Source organism: Hydrogenovibrio kuenenii DSM 12350 (genome assembly GCF_000526715.1).
Lineage (GTDB): Bacteria > Pseudomonadota > Gammaproteobacteria > Thiomicrospirales > Thiomicrospiraceae > Hydrogenovibrio > Hydrogenovibrio kuenenii.
This window is the reverse complement of record NZ_JAGP01000001.1, coordinates 815,485-836,829: the sequence shown is the minus strand read 5'-3', so window position 1 is coordinate 836,829 and position 21,345 is coordinate 815,485. Positions and strand designations below refer to the sequence as shown.

Below are 21,345 nucleotides of genomic sequence, written 5' to 3'. Positions count from 1 at the left end.
TGTTAAACAGGAAAGTTAAATGACAAAAAAATTACTTTTTTCTGTCTTGCTGATTGGCTTCCAGCTCATTAAACCAGCATTCGCGCAAACGCCAACTACAACAAACAACGCCACAAAACAGGTCGTACAAAACTCTGCTGATTCTAAACAAGTCCATCGTCCCAAAATTGGACTGGTACTCGCGGGTGGTGGCGCTAGAGGAATTGCCCATATTGGGGTAATTAAAGCACTTGAAGCCCAACATATTCACATCGACTATATTGCCGGTACCAGCATGGGGGCATTGGTCGGCGGGCTCTATGCCGCTGGTTTGCCCATTAACCAGATTGAACACTTTGTAACCCATATCAACTGGGAACAAACCTTTAATGACGATCCAAACCGTTACTATCAATCTTTTCGACGTAAACATGAACAGTTTGGCTATTCCATCAAAGGCGAACTTGGCATGCATAACTGGCGCTTTAGACTACCTAATGGATTGATTCAAGGGCAAAAACAAGATGTCCTTTTAGAAAGCATGCTCCTCAATACAGCACCATCTCAGGATTTTGATAAACTCCCCATTCCTTTTCGAGCTGTTGCAACCGATATTGCTACTGGACAAAGCATTGTCCTGAAACAAGGCAACCTTGCTCAAACGCTCAGAGCCAGTATGTCTGTACCCGGAATTTTTGCACCCGTCAAAATAGGCAACCACCTTTTGGTTGATGGCGGTATTACCGACAACACCCCCATTGATGTTGTCCGAAAAATGGGCGCAGATATTGTCATCGTTTCTGACATTCATGATGAACGGGCTCACAGAGATAAGCTCAAAAGTTTTGTCGACATCACCAACCAACTCATTACGGGCTTAACGTTAAATAACAGCCTACAGCAGCTTTCAACCCTGACAGACAAAGACATTTTAATTCGCCCTGAATTAACTGGCCTAACCTCAACCGACTTCGACAAGGCAAAGCTATTCATTCAAAAAGGTGAAGAAGCCGTATCTGCCCAGCAGGCTTCTTTAGCAAAATTAAAATCTTCAAAGCCTTACTTAATACCAAATCACCACCAAAATCATTCATTAGTTGTCAGGCAAATACGGTTAGAAAATCACACGCAGATTTCCAACAAGGTTATCCACCATTATTTACACCAAAAAACGGGCGAACCACTAAATCGAACTCAGCTAGAAACAGATTTATCTTCTCTATACGGCCTAGGCTTTTTTCAGAACGTCAGTTATGACTTTATTAATGACCACAATCAAGGCATATTGATTATTCACAGCACTGCACCGAGCTGGGGGCCAAACTTTTTTAAACTTAAATTCAACCTAGCATCTAACTTAAGTGATGACACTCAATTCAATCTTGGCGTGCGCCATACCTACCAACCGGTAAACGATCTTGGTGCTGAATGGCGCAACAAAATTCAGATTGGTGAAATTCAACATGCTCGTTCAGCGTTTTATCAACCCGTAACGGTTAATCAACGCTATTACGTCAAACCCTTTATTGATTTCCACGAAGAAAATTACCTTTATAACTCGGCTGCCCTCGGCACATATTCTATCTCCATGGACAAACAGCGAACACAAACGGGCGTTGAATTTGGCATTAACCTTTCAAACGACAACCGATTATTTACACAGTATTTTTATGAAAGTGGTGAGTTGGTTTATGGACACAAAACCACCAAAGAAATTAAGGATAGATATCACCAAGTCGTCACGACAGTCGGTTTTATGCGTGACACGCTAAATCAAGTCGCCTTCCCATCTAAAGGAACGCTACTCTATTTCGGATTTTCCGGTATATCCAATAAATTTGAACCCTCATTGGAGAGTCATACGGATGTATTTAAGCTTTCTAATTACCTCAGCTATCAACGCCACACACTAAACCTCTACGCAGAATATTCAGACATGAACGGCCCTATCGGCTTTGAAAGCAGTCAATTTTATTCACTGGGAGGCTTCCAAAGACTTTCAGGTTTTAGACAAAATGAACTCATCGGCAATCAGATTGTTTTTGCCAGACTCAAATACCTTTACCGATTACTGGGCGACAGTAATAACGTCTTCCATTTCCCGGTTTACCTTGGTGCCACCTTAGAGGCAGGTAATGTTTTCGGTGACTATACACAACCGGAAAAAATTGATTGGAACAACACCAAACAATCCGGCAGTTTGTTTATCGGCATGAATACCCCTCTTGGCCCCACTTACTTGGCCTATGGTTATCACAATGCGGATAAACAATCGGTATATTTCTATTTTGGAAAGAGTTTTAACTAGAACAAGAAATGGATAAATACCCCAGCCTGGCAGATTTTACAAAATCTGCCAGGCTGGGTAGAAAGGTAAATTAGTCTTCTACTTCAACGTTATGGTAGATTTCTTGCACATCATCAAGATCGTTTAACAAGTCCAAGAATTTATCGAAAGTTTCCAAATCCTCACCCTGCAACAAAGTATAGGTTTGTGGAATAAACGTAATCTCATCTGTTTCAAACGTCACATCAGGAAAAGCTTCCATTAAAGCCGTTCTCGCCTTGAAGTATTCCGTTGGTGGCGTCAAGACACGAACTATCTCACCTTCAGATTCAACGTCCGATACATCAATATCGGCTTCCATCAGCGCTTCCAAAACGGCATCTTCATCATCATATTTAAATTCGAATACCGCTCGGTGATCAAACATATGTGCCGTGGTACCAGGAGTTCCCAACTTAGCTTTAATCTTGTTGAAAACGCCGCGTACTTCACCAAAAGTACGGTTATTGTTATCGGTTAAACAATCCACAATCATCATACAGCCGCCTGGCCCAAAGCCTTCAAAGCGAACGGTTATAAAATCTTCACCGCCGGCACCAGAAGCCTTTTCCAACGCCTTATCAATAACGTGTGCAGGTACTTGGTTTTGCTTCGCTTTTTCAATCAAATGGGACAGCGCCAAGTTTGCGCTAGGATCAGCACCGCTATTTTTTGCACACACATAAATTTCTTTACTGAATTTTGAGTAAACCTTAGCCTTCATATTGGAGGTTTTGGCCATTGAATCCTTACGGTTTTGGTAAGCTCTTCCCATTGATATCACTCTCTAAGCGGATAACTAAAATTTTGGTTTTATTTGGGCAGGCATTTTACTGCGATGCTTGGGGTTTGTCCATCTAAGACGCAATAATTGGATTGGTTTTGTTAAGACATGGAATATAAAAAATGCTTAAAAAACAAAGCATAAAAAAAACCATTCATAAAGAGGGAATTTATGAATGGCTCAATGGAGGTGTTATGACTAAAAAGAAACCTAAACGGATTCTTAGATAAATACTTCACTGCTACTTAACTTGCTAGATTTCGTTGAACACTCTAACAAACCATTAATAACGTTACTAAGTCAAAAAGATCTCGCACAAAACAATAATCGCTTTGCGCGAGCAAGGCACTCTAACTTAACACCTATTTTATAACAATCGACATGCCTATAAAAAAATAACTTTTAATTTCAAACAGTTACAACATTTTTAGCAAAAATACCATCAATTTTAATTCATTATTTATTAATATTTGCTTCACACTTAAACATTTATGTTTTAAAGCGGTGCAAACAACAATCTATGGCACACTTATGGCGTGAAAGGTGCCCATAGTGCCGAGACGCTATCAATAGATTCAGGCATCAACCAAACAGATTGATAAGGTTGTATCACGTACTTCTCTTCCTGACTCGAAACACCTTGGTTATCCAATAAGTTAACCCAGTAGTTGTGTCGTTTAATACCCTGCACATCAGAAAGATTTAAAATCTTAATCTCACTTGTTAGATTATGGATGGCCAATAATGGAAACGTCAAATCTTTACCATCACGCCAAAGCGCGAAAAAGTCACTCCCCAAATCAACAATGGTCTGCGGTGTATCTGGATGAAAGGCTTTATGCTTTTTACGTCTTTGCAGAATATTGGTTAAACGCTTAATCACTTCGGCATTTGAGGTTCTGCCACTTTCGATCAACGCTTGCAAATATTCATAGTCCCATTTTCTGCGGTTAATGGAACGCGTACGTCCACTTTTCTCAACACCATCCAAATCATTAGGTGTTGCTACCAAACTATGGATGTAAAACGCTGGAATCCCTTGCAGGGTCATCATAATGTTTTGAGAACAGATAAAGCGATCCACCTGCCATTGATCGGGGCCGTTTGATTGATGCGTTTCACGGAAAGCACTAAACAGAGCGATGTTAATTTCATAAGGACTTTCCGTACCATCCGCGTTCGTCTTCATTGATACGAAACCACCTAAACGGTGCATGCTGGTAATCAAATCATCCACTTCACGTTTCGGCAGGATACCTTCAATCGGACGCACCCCAATACCGTCATGAGAAGCGGTAAAGTTTAGGAAAGTACACCCTTCAGGCGGTTCACCCAATTCTTGAGCCCATTGCGTTAAATACTGCCCTTCTCCACGGTGCAACGCATGCAACACCAAAGGTGCCAATGCAAACTGATACACCATATGCGCTTCATCCCGCTCACCAAAATAAGACAAATTTTCTTGGTGAGGTACATTGGTTTCCGTCAACAAAATAGCTTCTGGGCTAACCAACGCCATAATATCTCGGAAGAGTTTTACCGCCTCATGAGTTTTAGGCAAATGAATACAATTAGTACCTAGCTCTTTCCACAAAAAAGCAATCGCATCCAAACGAATCAATCTTGCACCCTTTTCAAGATAGAGTAGCAACACTTCAACCATTTTGATTAGCACTTCTACTTCTTTAAAGTTCAAATCAACCTGATCTGAACTAAAGGTAGCCCATACCATCTTGCGACCTCTGTGTGTATAGGCTGGCACAAGCAATGGTGTATTTCTAGGGCGCGTGACTTGTGACACATCTTCATCGCCCTCCATCTCGATAAAAAATCGATTGTATGGCTCTCTATCCGCCTTATAGTCGGTAAACCATAAGCTTTCACGCGACACATGATTCACCACTAAATCAAACATCAAATCATATGATTCTTTTATGCTTTCAACATGCTCCCACTCCCCCAGATCAGGGTCGACCATGGTGTAATCAATAACCGAAAAACCATCATCTGAACTGTAAGGAAAGAAAGGCAAAATATGAACGGTATTAATCGCGTCTTTAATGTGCGCCTGTAAAAACTTCTTCAGTGTTCCCAGAGGAGTTAAATCTTCATGAAGAAAGGTATCTCCGTAGGTAATCAACAACACATCTTGCTGATCCCAGCGCTCTTCTTTTACTGTTGAGTTTTTAGGAAACGCATCAACCAGTTGCATAATTTTGCTATAAGCATAATCAGCCTCTTTTTCAGGATAGAGGGATTTCAACTTGGTTTCGATCTGACGGAGCGTTTCTTGACTCATATTTTCTCCAATGGTTTTAATGAAGTATTTTCTAAACTGTTTTAAACAGTTTTAAATGCGCTTAGGCATTATCCAATTCAACAGCCAACTTAATCTCTTCCAAAATGGTTGGGCAAGCACTTACCACACGGTTCCAGTTTGGCATAAACGGCATTTCGCCAGGGTTATCGATAAAGCCAACACCCGCATCCATAATGTTTTTGGCAAACAACTCAATCACTTTTTCTTCTGAGTGCAAATCTAGACCAAGCCCGTTCATCTCCGCATCAAAAGCGTAAGATTCAAGCTGATCTAATGCGGTGCGGTAATATTTGGCACGAATGGTTCGCAGAGTACTACGCGAAAACTCATGCCCTCGCACAGCTAGCTTTCTAAATAACGACTTGGCAATATCTTGACTCATACGAGACAAACCAGCCGTCTTGTCTTCAAAAGATACGTCTTGATGTTTGTGATCGTAAACATCGGCAATATCCACCTGACAAATACGACGGTTGGAATAGTTTCTCAGCACTTCAGACAACACGCCTATTTCCAATCCCCAATCATAAGGAATACGAATTTCTTTCAAGCAATGAACATCCATCGCGAACTCACCTGCCAGCGGATAACGGAAGCTGTCTAGATATTCAAGCAAGGCATCATTCCCCAACACGCCTTGCAGCGCACGCAACAATGGTGTCACCAATAAGCGCGAAGCCCGACCGTTAAGTTTGCCTTCTGAATAACGAGGGTAATACCCTTTTGAGAAAACAAAGTTAAATGTCGGATGCGCTACTGGGTAAATCAACCTCGCCAGTAAACTGCGGTCATAAGTCAAAACATCGCAATCGTGTAGCGCAACCGCCTCCACTTGATTTGAAGCCAGTACGTAACCATAACAATTCCAAACATTACTGCCTTTGCCACGTTCCAATGGCGCAAGGTCCTTTTCTTTCAGCTTTGCGGTAATGGCTTGCATTCTTGGACCATCATTCCAAATAATTTTGAAGTCTTGCGGTAACTCGGAAAAATACTGTTTAGCATATTCAAATTGTTCAGCGTTTGCTCGATCCAGCCCTATAACGATTTGCTTAAGATAAGGCACTTTTTTCAATTCACTGACAATATGTGCTAAAGCCTCGCCTTCGAGTTCACTAAACAATGAAGGTAAAATAATCCCCAAAGGTTTTGTCTGGCTAAAGTTCATGAGCTCTCTTTCCAGCTCTTCAATCGGTCTATCCGTTAAATTGTGAAAGGTCGTTACTGTTCCGTTTTGAAAAAAATCACCCATAACTAAAGCTCCTATGCTTTCTACATTTACTACTTCGTTACTTACAAACCGACAATGGATTCCACAGCTTTTACCCAGCCTACAGGCGCTGCCTCTTCAACATAAATTGCGCCGTTCACTTCTAAACGATCGCCTGAAGCCGAAGGCAGAACCACTGGGATATCTGCATAATTCAACATAGACAAATCATTTTCTCCGTCTCCAAGTGCTACAATTTTACACATGCTGCCACAACTAAAATATTCTTTATTCACCAGAAATTGCATCGCATCGGCTTTATCGTGCTTACCCATTACGTGATAAAAACGGCCGCCTTTTTTAAGAATCAAATCTTCTTTTTCTAGCTCTATTGCAAAAAGCGCCAATGCCTCTTCGCTATCATTCCAGATAATCGGCTCAGTGACTTCTCGCTCTTTTGCTAATGCTGCTTCCTTAGCCTTAAGTCCTGTTTTATTCATGACTTCTGCTACCGTCCAATCACCAAATCCTTCAAAATTCCAGTGATGCGATTTTCTCAAATGCTTTAAATAGGAACGTATTTCAGCATAAGGCTTACCAATCAAAACTTTTTGCGTGCCATTGTGTGTAGGTAGTAAAACCACACCGCCATTTTCCGCAATCACAGGTGGGTCAAGTTGAAGCATTTCCTGCCACCTTGAAAGTTCATCCAATGTCTTACTCGAATTTAGAATAACTGGAATGTTCATTTCTTTAAGTCGACCCAAAAGCGGGCACACCCCTGCATAATCATAGTTATGATGATTTAACAGGGTGCCATCCAAATCTGTAAAAATGACTATTTGACTCATATAAGCCGATTTCCTATTTACCTAAAATACCTCAATACGACAATATTGAAACATCAGTCGTTGGGTTTCTTAATGACAAACTTGTTATAAAAGGCTAGCGACATAATAATCAGTGCTATGCCCACAATTAAATACAATGCATAAAGCATTTGTGCAGGATCGTTCAGCGCCACCTTAAACACTACCATCAGTGCTTCAATGGACAATGCAATAATAATCGCCGTTAAAAACTTGGCTAACAACCTCGCATCATCTTTTTTATCCGAATAGGCTTTAAAGAATACTTCTCTTTCTAAAAGAGTTTTTGCCAAATCAAAAATTGCCAACCCCATCGTTAAAGAAATAATGGGCTTAAAGATACTTTCCAAACTGTACTGAGCTATATGCTTTAGTTGTACCACATAGTCATAAAACGCATAAGCAATAGACATGATAGAAAAAAACATCAATGACAGCCCTATCACCAAATAAAAACTTTTGGTGACTTGGTTAAATAGCGGATGACGCTCAAGCAACCCAAAACGGGTTAATAACTTTGGCAGATTAAAATCGAAAAAGTAATAGTAATCGTCATTCGACATCATTACCGTCACACAAGACTCTCCTGTCGCTGAACTGATATAGGGATCACTAATGGAAACCTCATCACCTCTGGATTGCACTTTGGCAACCAAATAATCCCGGTTTTTACCGACAACAGACTTATCTAGCTTGGATTTGAATACGTTGGGAGAAATTTGTGTGAACGTTTTATCGGTGATATACACCAACTCAAGACTCGGCAGTATTGGGTAAAATGCTTTTATCCCAACAACATGAGGTTGTAACCACTGTCCATTATTTCGGATCGTTTCAATCAGAAACTTCTCGATTTCAACTCTATGGTCATGGTAAAGACTAATAAACTCCTGCATACACTCAAATCTCTCTTCTATTACACTCAATCTAGCGAGAAGGAGACCCGTTTAAGTTTTGTTTTATATTTCAGAAGGTTACTTCAAAAAACACACCAAACGACTCAGGTTACTTTTGAGCTTTGATGTTCATTTTGGTGCAATATGAAATGCAATGACAAAGCGTCATTAATACTGACTAGACCGAGATTTGAATACTCTCTGTTGATTTATCGACATAGCTCACATCAAAACAAGCCACAAACTGCTCTCCATCAATATCCACCATTCTGGAAACCGTTAGACAAAGCTGCATATCGATTAAAGATCGGTAAGGTTCAGACACATACAAATTGCCGGGCTTATTTGCTGCCTTAATAAAATAGCGACGGTTTTTCCAACACAACCCCTTACCTTTTTTCAACACACTAACCTGTTTCACCATGCTAGGTACATTGTGCTCATCACTCACTTGATAGCCCTCTTTATCTAAGATAAAAAAGCGTTTCACAAATGAAAGCGTTAAGAGCTTTTCCATGCAAAGTTCAAGTTCGACAAAACTATTTAAATCAACAAAGTTTTCAAATAGCGTTTCATACCCTCGGCGTTGAATCTGTTTTAAGAAGCTTTTTTCTTCAATATAAGCGGGATATTGTTCAGTCACTTCTTTGATACAAGCTTCGCCTTGTTTAATGCGATCCAGCAACTGCCTTGGTCTTGCAAAGTAAAACCCTTGCACCAAGTCAACACCTACATCCATTGCCAACAAGGCTTGTTCTTTATTTTCTATCCCTTCCAGCAAACAAATACTACCCGCCTGCTTGATTAGATTCGTAAGGTTTCGTAATACACTTTGGGTTCTTAGACTTTTGGTCGCTTCTAGCAAGACACCGCGATCCAACTTAACGATATCAGGCTGAGCCTTCCATATACGATCAACATTAGAATGACCGGCACCGAAGTCATCTAATGCTATCAGGCAGCCCAACCCCCGCAAGGTTGAAATTATGGTTTCAAATAGAGCCTCATCTTTAATCTCACTTTCAACCACTTCAATAACAACCTCATGTCCTTCCACATTTAACTCTGCGAGCAAATCTGCAATACATAAGTCTTCTAATGAAGTTACGCCTTCAAAATCGAGATTTAGAAATAACCAATTATCAGGGCGCCTGAGTTTTGCCCAGTTTTCAAAATGAATTCTATTTAATTGATGACTAAACTCTGCTTGAGTTTGATCTTCTGGCACTTGCAAGCAGGTATAAACTGGCACCTGAAAACCACTCTTTAAGGAGCGTCCTCTTACCAAAGCTTCGGCGCCTATACAGGCTTGATTGGAAAAACTATAAATTGGCTGAAACACTGAAAACAATTCAAGTTCATGGGTATTTAATGTCGAAAGCTCCGACAAATCTATTTGCTCCATATTCAGCCTATTTATGTTTTCCATTATTTGCAAACCTAATTTATTAGTTCTTTGAACTGAATTTATTTCGTTTTCTGCTTCCGGCAGACACAAAAACGCATTTCAAATGAAATGCGTTTTTAAATTTATTCTTCGGTCGTGCTAGATCTAATATTTGATCAGACACTTGACATAGAACGTTCTAGACCAGCAACCACGTCACAAATTTCATGTGCAATCGTCGAAATTTTTTTGCCTTGATCCATTGCCATTTTGCGCATGGTTTTATATGCCTGATCTTCAGACATATTTCTATGTTCAATCAACAAACCTTTCGCTTTTTCGATTACTGCTCTTTGTGACAGCTTATCCTTAACCTGCATCAACTCTTTTTTAACTGCTTGGCACGCATTAAAACGTAACATCGCCACATCAATAATCGGCTTTAAACGAGACGCATCTTTTCCTTCCACAATATAAGCTGCCACACCAGCCTTTACAGACTGCTCAATGACTTTGCTGTCTCGCTCGTCACTAAAGCAAATGATCGGCTTAGGACAGTACTCACTTACCAACTCAAACTGTTCAAACATTTTGGCCGTAGGTTTCTGTACATCCAGAACCATCAAATCTACCGGCATATCATTAAGCGCTTTTAGAATATTTTGTTCTATCGGTAGCACTTTGATTTGGTTTGCACCGATAGCAAGCAGACCTGCCTCAAGCTCACCAACGTCACCGCCATCCGAGACAATCAATACATCAAACTTTGAACGCATCTTTGCACCTCCAAACTAATAGCAGCTAACTAACAAGTAACATTCCAAATATTAATTTATAGAACCTAATCAATTACTTAATACTTTCAATGACAAATACAGGGATAAAAATGAAGCAACTGTGAACCAATATGGTTCACGCAAAGGTGGTTCACAATGAAAAATGTGCACTACTGATTGAGGCTAACTGAGAAGTAAATGAATGAAATTTATAAAAAATTAGCAAAATTACTCAATAAAATTAAAGGGGATGACTAAACAATGGGCGATAGACAACTCCATTATCTGACGACTCACTACTAAAGATCGTCACCGCACAAATATTTAAACGAACTGAAACATCTTGAGGCCAAGAAATTTCTTGTACATCAAATTCTTTTAAAGGTTTTCCCTTATGCCTAGCAAGTGAAACATGAGGTAAAAAAGGTAAATCAGGTTTTTCAAAACCCAAACAGTTTAAACCCCCATTAATTTTATCCACCATTAACTGTAAAGAGGGGTCATTTACAAAAGCTAAAGCAACCACTCGAACCTTTTCATCACTTGGCAAAAGCTTAAGAGTCGTACTTTCTACGCTTATCTCTTTATCTTCAGAGACCCAGCCTGGCAGATTTTCAGCGATTTCATGAATACGATGCTCTTCTACCTGACCCAAAAACCTCAACGTTAAATGCAAGTTATCAGGCTTTGTCATGCGCCAGCGTTCGCTCAAAAAAGATTCAGACCTGTGCTGCCATGCAGTCAAAGATTGCCGCAAATCACCGTCACTTACTTCAACACCAATAAAAATTCGCATTTATTTTCTATACTATTATTTCAATTAATTTTGCTTTCGCTTTGCCATTAAAAAAATGTATTATCCATAAACATTGTTTATAACTATTATTTACCAGTTAATTAACCTAGGCAATCACGTCCAACCAGGAGAAATCATCATGCAACAACAATTCTTCCAAGAAAAGTTTCCTATCTACAAGCTTCAGTTTAACAAGTCCGAATCCAAATTCGCCACTGTAGACGACATCATTGCACAATTGCAATCAGAAATCGAAGCCAACCCGAAGGCGACACTAATCGCTATTTTCGACCACTACAGCCATACGCAAAGCATTGATGGCGAAATTCGTGGTGACATCAAAGACGCCAAAAACATCATCTTCTGTTTCGGCATGAAAATCCCTAACCCAGAAGTGCTGGCGGTTCGCCCACGCTCAATTGCGGTTACCGACCTAGGAGACAGCTTCATGGTCAGCTTTATGGAACCACCAATGCAAGTCGCTACCGACTTTATGGAAGACTGGTGTAAAGCACTTGTGAAATAAACAACGTTAAAACAAAAAAGGTCAGCGTAGCTGACCTTTTTCATTTCTATCCCACAAAATGACATCTCAAAAGACTAGAATTTAGTCTTCTGAAACAACAACTCTATCCCTGCCCTCTCTTTTTGCCTGATAAAGTGCTTGGTCAGCGCTATTTAAACTCGTTTTAAAATCTCGCTCAGGTAAAACACAAGACACCCCGACACTAAAAGTCATTCTCTTATTGAGAACCGAAGGAGATTGATAAGATGCATGCAAGTCTGAAATTCTTTTTGCCGCATCCGCCAAGGAGGTTTCCGGCATAACGACCATGAACTCTTCCCCGCCCATCCGTCCAATTAAATCAGATGAACGAACCGATGCCTTTAAGTAGTTGGCGACATGAACCAACGCCTGATCGCCTATTTCGTGACCATACTCATCGTTTATTGACTTGAAGTAATCTATATCAATAATCGCTATACATAATGGCGTGTTGTGGCGCTTGGCATAGTCGCAGTATTTTGGCAATTCGCTATCCAAATATCTTCTATTACCAATGCCGGTGAGAGAGTCCGTCAAACTCTGCTCTCGTATCTTTTCTGTCAACATCATGAGCTGAGATTCCATGATGTAATGCGTTGTCAGATCCTTAAAAACCCAAACCAACCCGACATATTCTCCATTCTCGAAAATAGGAATAAAGTCCCTTTCCAAAAACTTATCTCCCACCATTTCAAGCAACTCATGGCGAACGGGTTCTTTATCCTTAAGTATTTCGTTTTTTCTTTCAATAAAACGTTCAGGGTCTTTAAACAGATGCTTTGATTGCTGAGCCGAATACGAGCAGTCCATGCCGATGAGATCATCAGGTGAGGCGGTGATATTGAACAAATCACAAAAGGCTTGGTTAGCTAAGACGAGCTCTCCACTCTCGTTCTCAACAACAATGGCATCGTTCATATTTTCGATGAATGTCTTAAATCTATAACAATCTGAAGAGCTAAAATCCACACTTAACTCCTTTTGAGGTGGTTTAGTTTCTGAAAACCATATTAGCACAACTTTACCGGAAGCAAATACAATGAAATTTGTGGAGAGAATAGATTGATTTGTAAGACAACAGCAGGATGAATGATCTTCTAAGACAATTGATTACAAAACTAAGATAAATGGCGCGCCCGAAGTGGGCTTACTATTGATAACTGACATTAACAAACCTTTAGACTAACAGCTATAACCAATTGATTTAACTTGATTTAAAAATACTTAATGGATGTAACACAAGAATCCAGATACCCCCAGCTTTATGCTCAACAACTCTAACTAAGTGCCAGTTAAACTGGATTTGAGGGGAAACTATACACCTCTAAAGTTTTACCAACTCATCAACGAACCTAGGGTTGCGTGTCATGAATGAAAGATAGGATCGACCCGCCAAGGTCAAAGTGTATTTATCTCCACCATCACTGGAGAACAGTCTGACTTCAATTGGGTACGCTATATACTTAACCCAATCCCAATCAGAAAATACATCCCCTGCTAAATTTTTAGTAGCCAAAAAGTGGTTTTGAATATCGTCTTTTGAAAGAGAGCCACCTGTGCTTAACATCATGGAGAGCAGATTGAACTGAGACCTAAATAAAAATTTATTCACATCTACATAGAACAATACACTCTTCAATATTGAAGCTTCTTTCGACAGGATATTGACCTGTTCTTCAGATGACACACCCAAAGCATGAATATGCTCTTGAATATCTTTATAGAGTTTTTCACTAAACTCTGTCTGCTGTTCATTATGTTGTTTATGAATTTCTTCGACAGAGTTCATCGTTCCAGGTAAGCTGGTAGCAGTATTGGAAGGTTTCTTTGTTTCTGTGGACTGCTTCTCTGCTAATTTAACATATACACCACCAGCTCCTGCTGAAAACTCTGAAACGGTGTTTTTTGAAAAAAAACCTTTAATCCACTCAAGGATATTTGATCGAAACTTAAGCACAATAAATATAACAGTAAGAGGCCAAACAACCCCTTTGATTAAATCAACTATTAATTGAGGTGTCCAAGTACATGTTGCTTCAACCATTGCTTATCCTTTAATACCGTATTTTTCACATATTTATACAATTAAAACAACAAAGTCCATTACCTATAAAATGCACCAATAACTTGCTCTACAAATGTTTTTGCTTCTTCTTCCAAATAAACAATAAAGTTTCTTTTTCCTTCAAAGTTCCTTGCACCTAATGATTTTCTAGTTCTAAGCTCAAAATATTTCACTTTATCCCCAATTTCTTTGTCCAAAACTGAATATAGTTCAGATTCTTCTTTTTCGATAGATAACTGTTCCACTGAAACTTCTGGATTTTCTAGCTTAACTTTATTCCTAGGGTAAACAGCTTTAATAAGAATTCGATCAGCAATAGCAATACCATTAAGAATGCTAAGTAACTTTGATGTCTGAGCTTGAGCTTTACCTTTATCTATTTCAACCTTGTAAACACAATTAACAGCCTGCCTAATAAAGTCCACCTCAATATCAAAGGAACTGTTTCTGTCATAATCAATTACATAAGTTGAGGTTATACATTTGTAGCTATTTAACATTTCACTTAGTTCATCATCCCTAGCTTTTGATTTAGTAAGACGTAACTCTATAAAGTATTTAGATGAATCCGTTAAGTGCAGACTTAAATCTTTTTCTTCTTGTGTATATGCTGAAACTACAGAGGTCAAAAGTCTAGAAGAAATTTTTTCATCTTCTCTCATATGCTGAATTTGACCAACAGCAGCTTTCCATTCACTCCCCATATCGTCAAAATGAGATACATTCCTATGTGAATCCAAATACCTTCTAAGCTCACTTAAAATATACACATGATCTTCATCTGCTACTTGATCCGTTCTTATCAAATAAGAAGCTATGACTTTTATATAACTCCACGACCAATGATATAAGTCAAAACCAGTCCTTTTTGTGACCACTGGAGTGTCGTAAGGCGTAGTAACCATCTGATTCGAGATTGTAATAATATTTTTTACCCCGATTTCGTTACCATAACTCAAATATCTTTCTACTTGATCACTATCCACCAAGTTGTTTCCCACTTTCGCCTCAACAAAAGAAATCCACTCTATAATTGGAGACCTAACTCCACTTGTTATTACTATTAAACCATCTGGTCGATCTAATTTGCTTTCGCTAAAAATTTCTCTATATACATGAATTTGAGCTGACTTAGCATTAATTTTAGTTACACCAATTTTCGACAACAATTCCATTCTAAATTCTTTTACAGCACTCAGTGATGCTAAGAATATCGAAGTAGTAGGTACTTCCAATTCAGAATTTCCTATGGGAAAAAGTCTAGCTTTTTTTGCTTCAAAATCTTCTTTTGACAACTTAAAAACCTGATGGAGTTCATCAATCGGAGTATTTTCAGTTACCTTTTTTCTCATTTCCTTCCACCCTTAGTATCTTCCAAATAAATTTGTCGCTATTAATCAAAAACCTGAAATTATTATTTAAGTCTATAACAACATGATGAATAAGAGCAAAAAAAATGAATAATACACTCATTTATGAAATAAATTGTTTTGTCTGGGCAGGCTATTTTCAATGTTTTAATACAAGAAAAAATTTGTAGCAACGAATCTACGAAAAAGTCATTAGAGTACTAGGTTTATTCCCAAGCATACAATCCTTAAATATCAACAACTTATATTTCGAGTACTAGGGCGGGAAATTCTTGGGGGAAAGCAGTGTTTTTGGGGGAAATTTTTTGGGATAAAATTAGCCGTCCAGATTGACGTAAGTTATTGATTTATATAAAAAATAAATGGTGCGCCCGAAGGGAGTCGAACCCCTAACCGCTCGGTTCGTAGCCGAGTACTCTATCCAATTGAGCTACGGGCGCTTATTGAGAACTTTGTAATGAAAATTCAAAGTAAGCTGTGAATGGTAGTTATTTATGACATTGCGTCAAGTTTTCTGACTATTCACTTTGTTCCTCATTTTCTATGACATGCATTGGAAAATGGCGGTGGACTAGGGATTCGAACCCCAGGTAGGCTACAAACCTACAACGGTTTTCAAGACCGCCGCCTTCAACCGCTCAGCCAGTCCACCGGAACAGGTGCGTATTATAGAGTGTGGCAGAATAATTGCAAGCAAATAACGCACTTTTTATTTATTTTTTTGTAACAACTCGGTCTTCAATAAAAAAACATAAATAAGACGTTACTTACAAGCAATAATCAACTTGTTAAAGCGTCTCTGCACCACCCAAATAAGGTCTTAATGCTTTAGGTACGGTAACACTTCCATCTGCATTCTGATAGTTTTCTAGAACAGCAACCAATGTGCGCCCTACTGCCAAACCAGAACCGTTTAGGGTATGAACGAGTTGTGGTTTATCTTGCCCACTTCTATAGCGTGTCATTAAACGTCTTGCTTGGAAATCTTCGAAGTTAGAGCAAGAAGAAATTTCACGATAAGCGCTTTGCCCAGGCAACCAAACTTCCAAATCATAGGTCTTGGCTGAGGAGAAGCCAATATCACCCGTACAAAGTGACATTAAACGATATGGCAGCTCTAGCTTTTGCAGGATGAGTTCAGCTTGTTGCGTTAATTCTTCTAGTGCTTGGTAAGAGGTTTCAGGTTCAACCACTTGTACCAACTCGACTTTTTCAAACTGGTGCTGACGAATCAGACCTTTGGTGTCCTTACCGTAAGAACCTGCTTCTGAACGGAAGCATGGCGTATGAGCGGTAAACTTAAGTGGCAAGTTAGCTTGATCTATGATTTCATCACGAACCAAGTTAGTCACAGGCACTTCTGCTGTCGGTATCAAATAAAGATCACGATCGGAAGTATCATGCTCTTCGTGCTTGTCGATCTTATATAAGTCTGCTTCAAACTTTGGTAATTGCCCAGTACCACGCAAACTGTCTTGGTTGACCAAAAATGGTACATAAACTTCTTCATAACCTGCTTCTGCATGGGTATCTAGCATAAATTGAGTAATGGCACGCTGTAGCTTGGCCATAGACCCTTTTAAAACTGAGAATCTTGATGAGGTAATTTTAACTGCGGCATCATTGTCATACCAACCACGTGACTCTGCTAAATCAACATGATCTTTGACCTCAAAATCAAATTGTTTCGGTTCACCCCACTGGCGCACCAATACATTGTCGTCTTCTCCGCCACCAACAGGCGTGCTTTCGTGAGGAAGGTTCGGAATACCGGCATAGATTTCTTCCATTTTTGCTTGGATAGATTGGCTGGCTTCTTCTGCTTCTTTTAAGCTATCGCCCAAAGTTGCGACTTCATCTAATAGTGGCTGAATGTCTTGACCGGATGCTTTCGCTTTACCTATTTCTTTAGAACGACTGTTGCGTTGCGCTTGAAGTTCTTGCGCTTTAACTTGCAGCTCTTTACGTTGCGTTTCAAGTGATTGGATATGTGCAACATCTAAATCAAAACCGCGTGTTTTCAGTTTTTCTGCAACTTGTTCCAGTTCCGTTCTCAGTAACTTTGCGTCTAGCATGGTAATCTCTTAGTTTAGTTCTGTTTTTAAATAATAATTCGTTATGCGCGTATTGTAAGTGAGCTTTGCAACATCTGCCAATTTGTTACGTGCTGTTTATGCATCTGCCAATTGAATATCGGCAATCAGTTCATTTGCAATGGCTTCTAATGCCTGCTGAATTTCATTTCGATCAATATCTAATGGAATCTTTAGCGAGAGCTGCGCTTTAAATAATTGCTCACCCGACATACTGGCTTCAATTACTTCGGACTCTAGTGTTTCAACACTACCGCCTAAGCGCGCCAGAGCATCAGTTAAACGATGAACGATGCCAGGGCGATCTTGACCAATCAATTCAATGTCATATTGTTTAAATGCCTGAGATACGTCATCTGGCTCTGACATTTCATACATTACTTTAAGCCCTAAATTTTCTGACTCAAGCGCTTTTGTAAAAGCTTCAACCTGATCTTTAGGTAAATCGACACGCAAAATACCGGCAAATTTTCCTGCCAGGCCAGCCATGCTACTTTCTACCCAGTCTCCTTGATAGCTGACAATCAACTTTGATAAAGCCGCAACCAAACCGGGAGAATCTTCACCTAAAACACTGACCACTATCGATTGTCTCATCTGATTTCCTCTTATGTTATTCGGTATTACTCATAAGCCGAAACTGGCAAACAAGAACACATAAGGTTCTTATCACCATAGACATTATCGACCCTAGCAACTGGAGACCAATATTTTTCACGCTTCAGGCTTTCTAGCGGATAAGCAGCTTGCTGTCTTGAGTAGGCATGCGACCATTCGTCTTCTGTCACTTCCAATGCAGTATGAGGTGCATTAATCAATGGGTTGTCTTGTTCACTAAATTGACCTTCCATTATTTGAGCGATCTCATGTTTAATCTGAATCATGGCGTCACAAAAACGATCCAGTTCAATTTGAGATTCTGACTCGGTTGGTTCAATCATCAAAGTCCCTGCAACCGGGAAAGACATAGTCGGTGCGTGGAAACCATAATCAATCAATCGCTTGGCGATATCATCTACCGTAATGCCGGAGTCATTTTTAATAGGGCGTAAATCGACAATACACTCATGGGCAACATGACCGTTTTTGTCGGTATATAAAATAGGGAAATGTGGTGCCAAACGGTGTGCAATATAATTGGCATTCAAAATGGCATTTGCCGTTGCTTTATATAAACCGTCTTTACCCATCATGGCAATATACATCCAACTGATTGGTAAAATGCCGGCACTCCCCCAAGGCGCTGCGGACACTTGCCCTACAGTTGAATCTTGTTTTGGGGTACAAGGCAAGAAAGGCGCGAGATGCTTACCTACACCAATAGGCCCAACACCTGGTCCACCGCCACCATGAGGAATGGCAAAAGTTTTATGCAGGTTTAAGTGGGAAACATCACCACCGAACTCACCTGGCGAAGAAACCCCCACCATCGCATTCATGTTGGCACCATCAATATAGACTTGCCCACCTTGCTGATGCACCATATCGCAAACGGTTTTGACGTCTTCTTCAAACACACCGTGTGTAGAAGGATAGGTAATCATAATGGCGGAGATATTTTGACCATGCTGCTCGCACTTGGCTTGTAAATCAGCCAAGTCAATATCGCCCTTCTCTGAAGTTTTGACCACGACCACTTTCATTCCCGCCATGTGGGCAGAAGCTGGGTTGGTTCCGTGAGCAGAAGCTGGAATCAAACAGATATCTCTATGCCCTTCACCACGGCTTTCATGATAAGCACGAATAGCTAATAAACCTGCGTATTCGCCTTGAGCACCAGAGTTTGGTTGTAAAGAAACGGCATCATAGCCTGTCGCTTCGCAAAGCATATTTTCCAGGTCTTCAATCATCTCTTGATAACCCTCTACTTGATGCAAAGGCGCAAAAGGATGAATCCCACTAAATTCTAGCCAGGAAATCGGCATAAGTTCCGCTGCCGCATTCAGCTTCATGGTGCATGACCCCAATGGAATCATTGCTCTATCGAGCGCCAAATCTTTGTCGGCAAGATGACGCATATAACGCATCATTTCTGTTTCTGAGTGATAGCGATTAAAGACTTCGTGCGTCAAGAAATCCGTTTGACGTTGCAACTCACCCGGAATACTGAAAGCTGCGCGTTCACCATACTCCGTTGCATCACAAGTGGTATCTGGTACAAGCACTTTAATCAATAAGGCGACGTCTTCCAGTGTTGTCATTTCATCAAAAGATACACCTACTTGCGTATCACTGATTTTTCTCAGGTTGTAACCTTCTGCTTCTGCTGCCTGCAATACCGCATCCGCAGATGGCACGACAAAACTAACCGTATCAAAGAAAGTTTTATTGTTAACTTCAAAGCCTGCTTTCTCTAAAGCCAAAACAAATACTGAGGTCAATTGAAACACTTTATTGGCTATGCGTTTAAGTCCTTTTGGCCCGTGATAAGCAGCGTAAAAACTTGCCATGACAGCCAATAGTGCTTGTGCCGTACAAATGTTACTGGTCGCTTTTTCACGACGGATATGTTGCTCACGGGTTTGAAGCGCTAGGCGATAAGCGTGATTTCCCAAACGGTCAACAGATACCCCAATCAAGCGACCCGGCATAGAGCGTTTATAAGCATCTTGCGTTGCCATAAACGCAGCATGTGGTCCGCCATAACCTAAAGGCACACCAAAACGTTGTGAGTTACCAATGGCAACATCCGCGCCCATTTCACCTGGTGACTTCAATAACGTTAGCGCCAATAAATCGGTTGCCACCGCAACTAAAGCTTTTTTGTTATGCGCTTCTTCAATGATGGTTGATAGGTCTTTAACATCCCCATAAGTTCCTGGGTATTGTAACAACACACCAAATAAATCAAGGTCATCAAACCCGTGTTCTGGGTTACCAACAACGACCTCAATACCAAGTGGTTCAGCACGTGTTTTAAGGACTTCAATATTTTGTGGATGACAATCCTCAGCAACAAAAAAAACATTGCCTTTCGATTTAGATACCCGTTGGCATAAGGTCATGGCCTCGGCACAAGCAGTGGCTTCATCCAACATAGAGGCATTAGCGAGCTCCATACCAGTGAGATCAGCAATCATGGTTTGGAAATTAAGCATGGCCTCCATTCGGCCTTGCGAAATCTCTGCTTGATAAGGAGTATAAGCGGTGTACCAAGCTGGATTTTCCAAAACATTACGCAAAACCACTGGTGGCGTTAGAGTATTGTAAAAACCCATTCCGATAAAAGACTTAACGGATTGGTTTTTATCCGCCATAGATTTAAGCTTTTCTAAGGCATCATGCTCAGACAAACCATTACCGAGCGCCATGCTTGATTGACGACGGATAGATTGCGGTACGATGGCATCGAGAAGTGCTTCAAGAGAATCGTAGCCAAGAGCAGACAACATTGCCTGCTGTTGCTCTGTATTTGAGCCAATATGACGCTGACTAAAATCATCGTTTTTCATTAAGCCTGCAATTTTTTGGTCCATAAACTTTTCTCTTAAATCACTCTTTTTTACAACATCACACCATCTTTAGGAATAAAGCTTTATTCAATACATGCTTGATATGCTGCTTCATCCATCAAATCTTCCAATTCAGATTCGTCGTCAATCTGAACCTTTATAAACCAACCAGCCCCCATAGGATCTTCATTGACCATTTCTGGTTCATCATCCAAAACATGATTCACTTCAACAATAGTTCCTGTCACTGGAGCAATCAGATCTGAAGCAGCTTTTACTGATTCGATGACTGAAACCGCGTCACCCTTGGTAATCACAGAACCTTCTTCAGGTACTTCAACGTACACCAAATCACCTAGTTGTTCTTGCGCGAAATCGGTAATTCCAATTGTCGCAGTACCATCACCGTGAATCTCAATCCACTCATGATCTTCTGTATATTTAATTTGACTCATCACTCATCTCCTCTGAACCA

17 protein-coding genes and 2 tRNA genes are annotated in these 21,345 nt (G+C 40.1%); 2 read left to right on the top strand and 17 right to left on the bottom strand.

Annotated elements, in window-relative coordinates; all coding sequences use genetic code 11:
- Positions 1 to 19 precede the first annotated feature (19 nt).
- Positions 20 to 2,287 carry a patatin-like phospholipase family protein gene (locus N745_RS0103890; RefSeq protein WP_024850826.1) on the top strand — a complete coding sequence of 756 codons (2,268 nt, stop codon included), beginning with the start codon at positions 20 to 22 and terminating at the stop codon, positions 2,285 to 2,287.
- A gap of 70 nt (positions 2,288 to 2,357) precedes the next feature.
- Here the strand turns inward: N745_RS0103890 and N745_RS0103885 are convergent, their stop codons facing one another.
- From N745_RS0103885 to thpR, 8 genes are all read right to left on the bottom strand, one after another.
- Positions 2,358 to 3,080 carry a YebC/PmpR family DNA-binding transcriptional regulator gene (locus N745_RS0103885; RefSeq protein WP_024850825.1) on the bottom strand — a complete coding sequence of 241 codons (723 nt, stop codon included), beginning with the start codon at positions 3,078 to 3,080 and terminating at the stop codon, positions 2,358 to 2,360.
- 538 nt (positions 3,081 to 3,618) lie between these two features.
- Positions 3,619 to 5,388, bottom strand: a complete 1,770-nt coding sequence (locus N745_RS0103875) for a sugar phosphorylase (RefSeq protein ID WP_024850824.1) — start codon at positions 5,386 to 5,388, stop codon at positions 3,619 to 3,621.
- A 61-nt stretch (positions 5,389 to 5,449) separates the two neighbouring features.
- Positions 5,450 to 6,661 carry a glycosyltransferase family protein gene (locus N745_RS0103870; protein WP_024850823.1) on the bottom strand — a complete coding sequence of 404 codons (1,212 nt, stop codon included), beginning with the start codon at positions 6,659 to 6,661 and terminating at the stop codon, positions 5,450 to 5,452.
- 41 nt (positions 6,662 to 6,702) lie between these two features.
- On the bottom strand, positions 6,703 to 7,470 hold the full coding sequence (locus tag N745_RS0103865; protein ID WP_024850822.1) for an HAD-IIB family hydrolase: 768 nt from the start codon (positions 7,468 to 7,470) through the stop codon (positions 6,703 to 6,705).
- 53 nt (positions 7,471 to 7,523) lie between these two features.
- On the bottom strand, positions 7,524 to 8,384 hold the full coding sequence (locus tag N745_RS0103860; RefSeq protein ID WP_024850821.1) for a hypothetical protein: 861 nt from the start codon (positions 8,382 to 8,384) through the stop codon (positions 7,524 to 7,526).
- Positions 8,385 to 8,562: 178 nt separating this feature from the next.
- A complete protein-coding gene (locus N745_RS0103855; protein ID WP_084657294.1) occupies positions 8,563 to 9,813 on the bottom strand; it encodes a sensor domain-containing phosphodiesterase in 1,251 nt (416 codons plus the stop codon).
- Between the two features lie 134 nt (positions 9,814 to 9,947).
- Positions 9,948 to 10,547 (bottom strand): ANTAR domain-containing response regulator, encoded by a 600-nt coding sequence (locus N745_RS0103850; protein ID WP_024850819.1) that lies wholly within the window; start codon positions 10,545 to 10,547, stop codon positions 9,948 to 9,950.
- 241 nt (positions 10,548 to 10,788) lie between these two features.
- Complete coding sequence (thpR, locus tag N745_RS0103845; protein ID WP_024850818.1) at positions 10,789 to 11,343, bottom strand: RNA 2',3'-cyclic phosphodiesterase; 555 nt, start codon at positions 11,341 to 11,343, stop codon at positions 10,789 to 10,791.
- A 139-nt stretch (positions 11,344 to 11,482) separates the two neighbouring features.
- Here thpR and N745_RS0103840 point away from each other — a divergent pair, with 139 nt between their 5' ends.
- Entirely contained in the window at positions 11,483 to 11,869 is a 387-nt protein-coding gene (locus tag N745_RS0103840; protein WP_024850817.1) for a DUF6858 family protein, read from the top strand.
- An 81-nt stretch (positions 11,870 to 11,950) separates the two neighbouring features.
- Here the strand turns inward: N745_RS0103840 and N745_RS12220 are convergent, their stop codons facing one another.
- From N745_RS12220 to gcvH, 9 genes are all read right to left on the bottom strand, one after another.
- A complete protein-coding gene (locus N745_RS12220; protein WP_024850816.1) occupies positions 11,951 to 12,859 on the bottom strand; it encodes a sensor domain-containing diguanylate cyclase in 909 nt (302 codons plus the stop codon).
- Between the two features lie 355 nt (positions 12,860 to 13,214).
- Entirely contained in the window at positions 13,215 to 13,934 is a 720-nt protein-coding gene (locus N745_RS0103830) for a hypothetical protein (protein ID WP_024850815.1), read from the bottom strand.
- 59 nt (positions 13,935 to 13,993) lie between these two features.
- A complete protein-coding gene (locus N745_RS0103825) occupies positions 13,994 to 15,307 on the bottom strand; it encodes a hypothetical protein (protein ID WP_024850814.1) in 1,314 nt (437 codons plus the stop codon).
- A 381-nt stretch (positions 15,308 to 15,688) separates the two neighbouring features.
- A tRNA-Arg gene (locus N745_RS0103820) sits at positions 15,689 to 15,765 on the bottom strand.
- Positions 15,766 to 15,886: 121 nt separating this feature from the next.
- Positions 15,887 to 15,977: transfer RNA gene (locus N745_RS0103815), tRNA-Ser, on the bottom strand.
- Between the two features lie 136 nt (positions 15,978 to 16,113).
- Positions 16,114 to 17,400, bottom strand: a complete 1,287-nt coding sequence (gene serS / locus N745_RS0103810) for a serine--tRNA ligase (protein WP_024850813.1) — start codon at positions 17,398 to 17,400, stop codon at positions 16,114 to 16,116.
- 96 nt (positions 17,401 to 17,496) lie between these two features.
- Positions 17,497 to 18,015 carry a glycine cleavage system protein R gene (locus N745_RS0103805; protein WP_024850812.1) on the bottom strand — a complete coding sequence of 173 codons (519 nt, stop codon included), beginning with the start codon at positions 18,013 to 18,015 and terminating at the stop codon, positions 17,497 to 17,499.
- 26 nt (positions 18,016 to 18,041) lie between these two features.
- Positions 18,042 to 20,894, bottom strand: a complete 2,853-nt coding sequence (gcvP, locus tag N745_RS0103800; RefSeq protein WP_024850811.1) for an aminomethyl-transferring glycine dehydrogenase — start codon at positions 20,892 to 20,894, stop codon at positions 18,042 to 18,044.
- Between the two features lie 59 nt (positions 20,895 to 20,953).
- On the bottom strand, positions 20,954 to 21,325 hold the full coding sequence (gene gcvH, locus N745_RS0103795; protein WP_024850810.1) for a glycine cleavage system protein GcvH: 372 nt from the start codon (positions 21,323 to 21,325) through the stop codon (positions 20,954 to 20,956).
- Between the last annotated feature and the right edge of the window lie 20 nt (positions 21,326 to 21,345).

What these genes read in the sequence shown, in the direction of transcription:
- N745_RS0103890 (WP_024850826.1), top strand. Translation starts at nt 20, where the DNA reads ATGACAAAAAAATTACTTTTTTCTGTCTTGCTGATTGGCTTCCAGCTC.
- N745_RS0103885 (WP_024850825.1), bottom strand. Translation starts at nt 3,080, where the DNA reads ATGGGAAGAGCTTACCAAAACCGTAAGGATTCAATGGCCAAAACCTCC.
- N745_RS0103875 (WP_024850824.1), bottom strand. Translation starts at nt 5,388, where the DNA reads ATGAGTCAAGAAACGCTCCGTCAGATCGAAACCAAGTTGAAATCCCTC.
- N745_RS0103870 (WP_024850823.1), bottom strand. Translation starts at nt 6,661, where the DNA reads ATGGGTGATTTTTTTCAAAACGGAACAGTAACGACCTTTCACAATTTA.
- N745_RS0103865 (WP_024850822.1), bottom strand. Translation starts at nt 7,470, where the DNA reads ATGAGTCAAATAGTCATTTTTACAGATTTGGATGGCACCCTGTTAAAT.
- N745_RS0103860 (WP_024850821.1), bottom strand. Translation starts at nt 8,384, where the DNA reads ATGCAGGAGTTTATTAGTCTTTACCATGACCATAGAGTTGAAATCGAG.
- N745_RS0103855 (WP_084657294.1), bottom strand. Translation starts at nt 9,813, where the DNA reads ATGGAAAACATAAATAGGCTGAATATGGAGCAAATAGATTTGTCGGAG.
- N745_RS0103850 (WP_024850819.1), bottom strand. Translation starts at nt 10,547, where the DNA reads ATGCGTTCAAAGTTTGATGTATTGATTGTCTCGGATGGCGGTGACGTT.
- thpR (WP_024850818.1), bottom strand. Translation starts at nt 11,343, where the DNA reads ATGCGAATTTTTATTGGTGTTGAAGTAAGTGACGGTGATTTGCGGCAA.
- N745_RS0103840 (WP_024850817.1), top strand. Translation starts at nt 11,483, where the DNA reads ATGCAACAACAATTCTTCCAAGAAAAGTTTCCTATCTACAAGCTTCAG.
- N745_RS0103830 (WP_024850815.1), bottom strand. Translation starts at nt 13,934, where the DNA reads ATGGTTGAAGCAACATGTACTTGGACACCTCAATTAATAGTTGATTTA.
- N745_RS0103825 (WP_024850814.1), bottom strand. Translation starts at nt 15,307, where the DNA reads ATGAGAAAAAAGGTAACTGAAAATACTCCGATTGATGAACTCCATCAG.
- serS (WP_024850813.1), bottom strand. Translation starts at nt 17,400, where the DNA reads ATGCTAGACGCAAAGTTACTGAGAACGGAACTGGAACAAGTTGCAGAA.
- N745_RS0103805 (WP_024850812.1), bottom strand. Translation starts at nt 18,015, where the DNA reads ATGAGACAATCGATAGTGGTCAGTGTTTTAGGTGAAGATTCTCCCGGT.
- gcvP (WP_024850811.1), bottom strand. Translation starts at nt 20,894, where the DNA reads ATGGACCAAAAAATTGCAGGCTTAATGAAAAACGATGATTTTAGTCAG.
- gcvH (WP_024850810.1), bottom strand. Translation starts at nt 21,325, where the DNA reads ATGAGTCAAATTAAATATACAGAAGATCATGAGTGGATTGAGATTCAC.